Source organism: Simplicispira piscis (assembly GCF_054783455.1).
In genome coordinates, this window is the sequence record NZ_BAAGQN010000013.1 from 209,160 (window position 1) to 215,405 (window position 6,246).

Genomic DNA, 6,246 nt, shown 5'->3' on the forward strand with positions numbered 1-6,246 from the left:
AGGGCTCCGAGCATCTGCTGAATTTAGTGCTAAAACATGCTCTAGGGCAAGCAGGGAAAGCGCTGTCAGCTATTGAAATAGAAGCGTTGTATGCGCGTGCATGGTCCAGCTACCAGCAGCACTACCTGGCCATCAACGGCCACCACGCCACGGTTTATCCCGGTGTGGTCGAAGGGCTGCAGGCGCTGCGCGCCGCAGGGCTGCCACTGGTCTGCCTGACCAACAAGCCCACCGCCTTTGCGCTGCCGCTGCTGCAGGCCAAAGGGCTGGACGGTTACTTTACCCAGGTGTTTGGGGGCGACGCTTTCGAGCGCAAGAAACCCGACCCGCTGCCGTTGCTGAAAACCTGCGCGGCCCTGGGCACCCTGCCTGCGCGCACGCTGATGGTGGGTGACTCCAGCAACGACGCCCAAGCTGCGCGCGGCGCGGGCTGCCCTGTGGTGCTGGTGACCTATGGCTACAACCACGGCCAGCCGGTGACGGCCGTGGATGCCGATGGCTGGGTGGGTTCGCTACAGGAGCTCGTGCTCGCTTGAGGTTGTGCCGCAGCGGGCCCGCGCCCGCGTGTGGCTTATGGGGTGCTGTTGCCGAGCTGGCGCTGTGCCGGACGGCTCTGCACGCTGCGCGGTGCGGCCGGCGCGGCGGCACGCGCCACCGGGGCACCGCCTGCCAGTGACTGCACGGAAGCGCTGCTGCCTGTGCCGGTGTGGAACACCGACATGGCCTGCACCAGTTGTGCGGCCTGCGTGCGCAGGCTGTCTGCAGCGGCTGCGCTTTCCTCGACCAGCGCGGCGTTTTGCTGGGTGGCCTGGTCCATTTGCGTGATGGCTTCGCCGACCTGGCCCACACCTGCGCTCTGCTCGCTGCTGGCAGCGCTGATTTCGCCCACGATGTCGGTCACACGGCGGATGGCCTGAACCACCTCGGTCATGGTGGCGCCAGCGCGATCGACCAGGGCCGATCCCGCCTCCACACGCTCCACGCTGGCGCCGATGAGGGCCTTGATTTCCTTGGCGGCATCGGCGCTGCGTCCGGCCAGGCTGCGCACCTCGCTCGCCACCACGGCAAAGCCCCGGCCCTGCTCGCCCGCGCGCGCTGCTTCGACGGCCGCGTTGAGCGCCAGGATGTTGGTCTGGAAGGCAATGCCATCGATCACGCTGATGATGTCGGCAATCTTCTGGCTGCTGTCGTTGATGCCCTTCATGGTCTGCACCACCTGGGCCACCACCTCGCCCCCCTGTGCTGCGACGGTGGACGCGCTCACGGCCAACTGGTTGGCCTGGCGCGCGTTGTCGGCGTTCTGGCGCACGGTGGAGCCCAGTTGCTCCATGGAGGCTGAGGTTTCTTCCAGCGCGCTGGCCTGCTGCTCGGTGCGTGCGGACAGGTCGTTGTTGCCGTGGGCGATCTCGGCACTGGCAGTTGCCACGCCTTCGGCGTTGCGGCGCACGTTGTTGACGATGCCTGCCAGCTTGCCCTGCATGGTGGCCAGGGCTTGCAGCAGTTGGCCGGTCTCGTCGCTGGCGGTGGTGTCCAGCGGCTGCGTCAAGTCGCCGTCGGCAATGCTTTCTGCCGCTTTGCGGCCTTGCTGCATGGGCAGCACGATGGAGCGCGTGACCAGGATGGCCAACAGAGCACCCAGGGCCACAGCCACTGCGGCGCCCACGCCCAGCAACATTTGGCTGGCCGACGCCAGGCTGTTGGTGTTGCGCTGGCTCTCGGCCAACTGCGCCGCCATGAAGCTGCGCAACCCGTCCAGAGTTTGCAGGTATTTGTCGGCCAGTGGGCGCAGATCGTTGTCCACCATGGTGGGTACGCTGGGTTCGCCGCCGCGGTGCAGATCGCGGATTTCGTTCAGCTTGGTACTGTAGGTGGTGCGCGCAGCGGCGATATCGGCCAGCAGGGATTTGCCTTTGTCGCTTTGCAGCAGTTCTTCGATGCGCTTGGCCTTGGTCTCCGTGGCGGTCGAGGTGGCCTGGGTATCCGCGGTGAGCTTTTCCATGTAGCCGGGGTCGATGGCCTTGAGGAAGGCTTCAGTGCGCACCCAGTTCAGCCGTACGTCGGCAGCCCATTCGTCCACCAGGGTGTGCAACTCGATTTCGCGTGTTGCCACCTGTTCGCTGGCGTCCTTGAGCGCGCCAATGCGCCAGATGCCCGTCAGGGCAAGCAATGCGGTAATGAGCAGGATGGCGCCAAAACCCAGGCCCAAACGGGGGCCGACACGGAGGTTGCGGAATTTCATGGTGGTCTCAGAGCGCAAGGGGTGGCAGAAAAATCGACGGCGGTATCTCAGGGCGCTGCGAAAGCGGGTGTGGGGTGACCACGGTGGGGGAGGGGCGAAGGTGCAGCCGTTGCAAGGGAGAGGTGTGTCCCATGCAGATGCGGATCAGCGTAACCCAAGGGGCACGCTGGCGGCATAGGCGCAGTCCTCTAACTGTCGGGTCGGTGACAGCCTGTCCTTGCACAGGCGTCTCACCCAAAAGGCAGACGGCCCTATGCGGGCCGCGCTGCATCACTTGATGCCGAGCATCTGATCCTTGAGTTTCCAGTCCGCCGGGGTGTGGCCGAACCAGATGGACATCAGTGCGCGGAAAAAGGCAGGGTCCTTGAAGGGTTCGGCCTGCAATTTGCCTTTGGCCCAGATGCTCAGGCCCTTGGCAGGGTCCCATTCCAGGGCGCAGACGTCGCCTGTCTCAAAGGATTTGTTGGCAGCAAAAATCTCCCCCATTTTGATCATGCCGGGAATGATTTTGGAGAGGTCGCTCTTGCTGACGTTGTCCTCGATGCCGCGCGTGAGCAGTTTGCCGAAATCAGCGGAATTGATTTCGCGCAGAAAAGTCATGGACAGTCGTTTGGGGCCCGGAGCCACCATCAGTTCATCCAGGGATTTGACCGGCTGGGTGGTGTAGAGGTCGCCCACATAGACCTTGAAGGGGCCTTTGTAGCGGATGCCTGCGCCGTTGAGCTGCAGCTTGGCTCCCGCGATGGTGACAGAGTCTTCAACCTTGACCCCGGCGAGCTCCACCATGGAAAAGGCCGCGGTGCTCACGCACAGGCCAGCAGCAATAAACAGGGTGCGCAACGTCTTGATCATGTCACTCCTTACAAAAAAGAACGATCGTTCGTAAACTGCAACAAATTGTGCCGCTGATGGCGGAAAACCACATCAGGGTTTGCCCATGGGTTTTCCCGGGGGGGGAGCGCCGCAGCCTTTGCGCAGGCGCAGGCGTGTATTTGCTACACTTTATGGCATGTTCATTCACCGCGTGTTCATTACAGGTCGCAGCGACCGGGGGGCCTGGCCCTGGCGTAAGCCTGTCTGCCTGAACACCTGATGGCACCTGGGGTACTTCCCGGCGTGCAGTTTCTGCCCCTGCCAGGGGGCCCGTCCATGAACAGCGGCGCCTGACCCCACCCTTGCGGTTTGCGCGCCACCCCAGCAGGGAGTCTCCCCCGTGATCACCGAACTTGAATTTCAGAGCCTGGCGCGCGAAGGCTACAACCGTATTCCGCTCATGGCGGAAGCCTTCGCCGACCTGGAAACCCCGTTGTCGCTCTATTTGAAGCTGGCACACACGCGCGATGGCGGCAAATACAGCTTCCTGCTCGAATCTGTAGTGGGTGGCGAGCGCTTTGGCCGCTACAGCTTCATCGGCCTGCCTGCGCGCACGCTGCTGCGCGCGCGCGGCTTTGGCGCCGCCGCCGTGACCGAGGTCGTGACCGACGGCCAGGTGGTGGAAAGCGCGCCGGGCAACCCGCTCGACTTCGTGGCGGCTTACCAGAAGCGTTTCAAGGTGGCGCTGCGTCCCGGCCTGCCGCGCTTTTGCGGCGGCCTGGCGGGTTATTTTGGCTACGACGCGGTGCGCCATATCGAGAAGAAGCTGGAAAACTCGTGCCCGCCCGACACCCTGGGCATGCCCGACATCTTGCTGCTGCAATGCGAAGAACTGGCCGTGATCGACAACCTGTCGGGCAAGCTCTATCTGATCGTCTACGCGGACCCGGCGCGCCCTGAGGCCTATAGCAACGGCAAAAAACGCCTGCGCGAGTTGCGCGAACAGCTCAAGTATTCGGTCAGCGCGCCCCAGGTACAGGCGACGCAAGGCCACCCGGCGCAGCGCGATTTTGCCAAGCAAGATTATCTGGCCGCCGTCGAGCACGCCAAGGAGCTGATTGCCGCCGGTGACTTCATGCAGGTGCAAGTCGGCCAGCGCATCCACAAGCGTTACACCGAGTCGCCGCTGTCGCTGTACCGCGCGCTGCGCGCGCTCAACCCCAGCCCCTACATGTACTACTACCACTTTGGCGACAGCCATGTGGTGGGCGCCAGCCCCGAGATTCTGGTGCGCCAGGAGAGTACGCCCGAGGGGCAGAAGGTCACCATCCGCCCGCTGGCGGGTACGCGCCCGCGCGGTGCCACGCCCGAGCTGGACAAGGCCACCGAGGTGGAACTGGTCAACGACCCCAAGGAACGTGCCGAGCATGTGATGCTGATCGACCTGGCGCGCAATGACATCGGCCGCATCGCCAAGACCGGCAGCGTGAAGGTGACCGAGGCCTTTGCCGTCGAGCGCTACAGCCACGTGATGCACATCGTGAGCAACGTCGAGGGCATTCTCAATGACGGCATGACCAGCATGGATGTGCTCAAGGCCACGTTCCCGGCGGGTACGCTCACCGGTGCGCCCAAGGTGCACGCCATGGAAATCATCGATCAGCTCGAACCCACCAAGCGCGGCTTGTATGGCGGCGCCTGCGGCTACCTCAGCTATGCCGGTGACATGGACCTGGCGATCGCCATCCGCACCGGCATCGTAAAAGACGGAACACTCTACGTGCAGGCTGCCGCAGGCGTGGTGGCCGACTCGGTGCCCGAGATGGAGTGGAAAGAAACAGAACACAAGGCCCGCGCCCTGCTGCGCGCCGCCGAACTCGTGGAAGAGGGCCTGGAATGACGCGCGCCATTGACAACACACAGTACTGCGCCACCATGGAAGACGTGCGTCGCCACATCGATGCGCTCGATGATGTGCTGGTGCCTCTTCTGGTTACGCGCGGCGGCTACATGACACAAGCCGCGCGCATCAAGCAGGATGCGGGACAGGTGCGCGACGAAGAGCGCATCGAAGCCATCATCCAGCGGGTGCGCTCCCGCACTGCGGCAGAGGGCGGCCAGCCCGAGGTGCTCGAAGCCATCTACCGCAGCATGATGGAAGCCTATATCGATTTTGAACACCGCGAGTTCGCGCGCCTGCGCGCGCCTGCGCAAGGGAGCCAGCCATGAAGCTCTTGATGATCGACAACTACGACAGCTTTACCTGGAACATCGTCCAGTATTTCGGTGAACTGGGTGCGCAGGTGGAAGTGTTCCGCAACGATGAAATCACCGTGGAAGGGATCGCCGCACGCGCCCCCGACCGGCTGGTGGTATCGCCCGGACCGTGCTCGCCGTTGGAGGCGGGTATCTCGGTCGCGGCCATCCAGCACTTTGCGGGCAAGCTCCCCATCCTGGGGGTGTGCCTGGGGCACCAGAGCATTGGCGCGGCCTTTGGCGGCACCATCGTGCGCGCGCAGCAGCTCATGCACGGCAAGACCAGCGTCATCACCACCACGCAAAAGGGCGTTTTTGCAGGGCTGCCAGCGCAGTTCACGGTCAACCGCTACCACTCGCTGGCCATCGAGCGCGCCACCTGCCCCGCAGTGCTGGAAATCACCGCCTGGACGGATGACGGCGAGATCATGGGCGTGCGCCACAAAGAGCTGGCCATTGAGGGCGTGCAGTTCCATCCGGAGAGCATCCTGACCGAGCACGGCCACGCCATGCTCAAGAACTTTCTCGAGCAGGCGGCATGACGATGGAGGCGCACCAGCTACTGCTATTCATCGCAGCGGGCTGGTTGCTCAACCTCACGCCCGGGCCGGACGTGCTGTATATCGTCTCGAACGCGCTGCGGCATGGCGCGCGGGCCGGGGTCGTGGCGTCGCTGGGTATTGCACTGGGCTGCATGGTGCATGTCGCCGCCGCCGCCGTGGGTGTGGGTGCGCTGCTGGCGGCATCGGCCACGGCATTCACGGTGCTCAAAGTGCTGGGCGCAGCCTACCTGCTGTGGATGGGCGTGCGCATGCTGCTGTCCCGGGCGCCGGGGGGTGGCAGTGGCGCGGCGCTGGCTGCGGCGCAGGCCGAACCGGTGACAACGCCTTCGCTGGCCCGTGTTTTCATGGGCGGGTTCTGGACCAATGTGCTCAACC

At 64.2% G+C, this 6,246-nt stretch carries 7 protein-coding genes; 5 read left to right on the forward strand and 2 right to left on the reverse strand.

From position 1 onward, the window contains the following. A partial coding sequence (locus ACYVOC_RS08375) for an HAD-IA family hydrolase (protein WP_461161464.1) occupies nucleotides 1-536 on the forward strand: 536 nt, incomplete at its 5' end. Nucleotides 537-571: 35 nt separating this feature from the next. Here the strand turns inward: ACYVOC_RS08375 and ACYVOC_RS08380 are convergent. Together ACYVOC_RS08380 and ACYVOC_RS08385 are read right to left on the reverse strand one after the other, a co-directional pair. Next, nucleotides 572-2,239 (reverse strand): methyl-accepting chemotaxis protein, encoded by a 1,668-nt coding sequence (locus ACYVOC_RS08380; RefSeq protein ID WP_461161465.1) that lies wholly within the window; start codon nucleotides 2,237-2,239, stop codon nucleotides 572-574. A 270-nt stretch (nucleotides 2,240-2,509) separates the two neighbouring features. Further along, nucleotides 2,510-3,091: a chalcone isomerase family protein gene (locus tag ACYVOC_RS08385; RefSeq protein WP_461161466.1), complete on the reverse strand. Its 582-nt coding sequence runs from the start codon at nucleotides 3,089-3,091 to the stop codon at nucleotides 2,510-2,512. Nucleotides 3,092-3,452: 361 nt separating this feature from the next. Here ACYVOC_RS08385 and trpE point away from each other — a divergent pair, with 361 nt between their 5' ends. The 4 genes from trpE to ACYVOC_RS08405 form a co-directional block, all read left to right on the forward strand. Beyond that, nucleotides 3,453-4,952, forward strand: a complete 1,500-nt coding sequence (trpE, locus tag ACYVOC_RS08390; RefSeq protein ID WP_116005001.1) for an anthranilate synthase component I — start codon at nucleotides 3,453-3,455, stop codon at nucleotides 4,950-4,952. Beyond that, on the forward strand, nucleotides 4,949-5,281 hold the full coding sequence (locus ACYVOC_RS08395; protein ID WP_116005000.1) for a chorismate mutase: 333 nt from the start codon (nucleotides 4,949-4,951) through the stop codon (nucleotides 5,279-5,281). Before trpE ends, ACYVOC_RS08395 begins: the two co-directional genes overlap by 4 nt. Next, nucleotides 5,278-5,850 carry an aminodeoxychorismate/anthranilate synthase component II gene (locus ACYVOC_RS08400; protein ID WP_461161467.1) on the forward strand — a complete coding sequence of 191 codons (573 nt, stop codon included), beginning with the start codon at nucleotides 5,278-5,280 and terminating at the stop codon, nucleotides 5,848-5,850. The genes ACYVOC_RS08395 and ACYVOC_RS08400 overlap by 4 nt, the downstream gene beginning before the upstream one ends. Further along, the coding region (locus tag ACYVOC_RS08405) for a LysE family translocator (RefSeq protein ID WP_461161468.1) at nucleotides 5,847-6,246 on the forward strand (400 nt) is incomplete at its 3' end. The genes ACYVOC_RS08400 and ACYVOC_RS08405, both read left to right, overlap by 4 nt.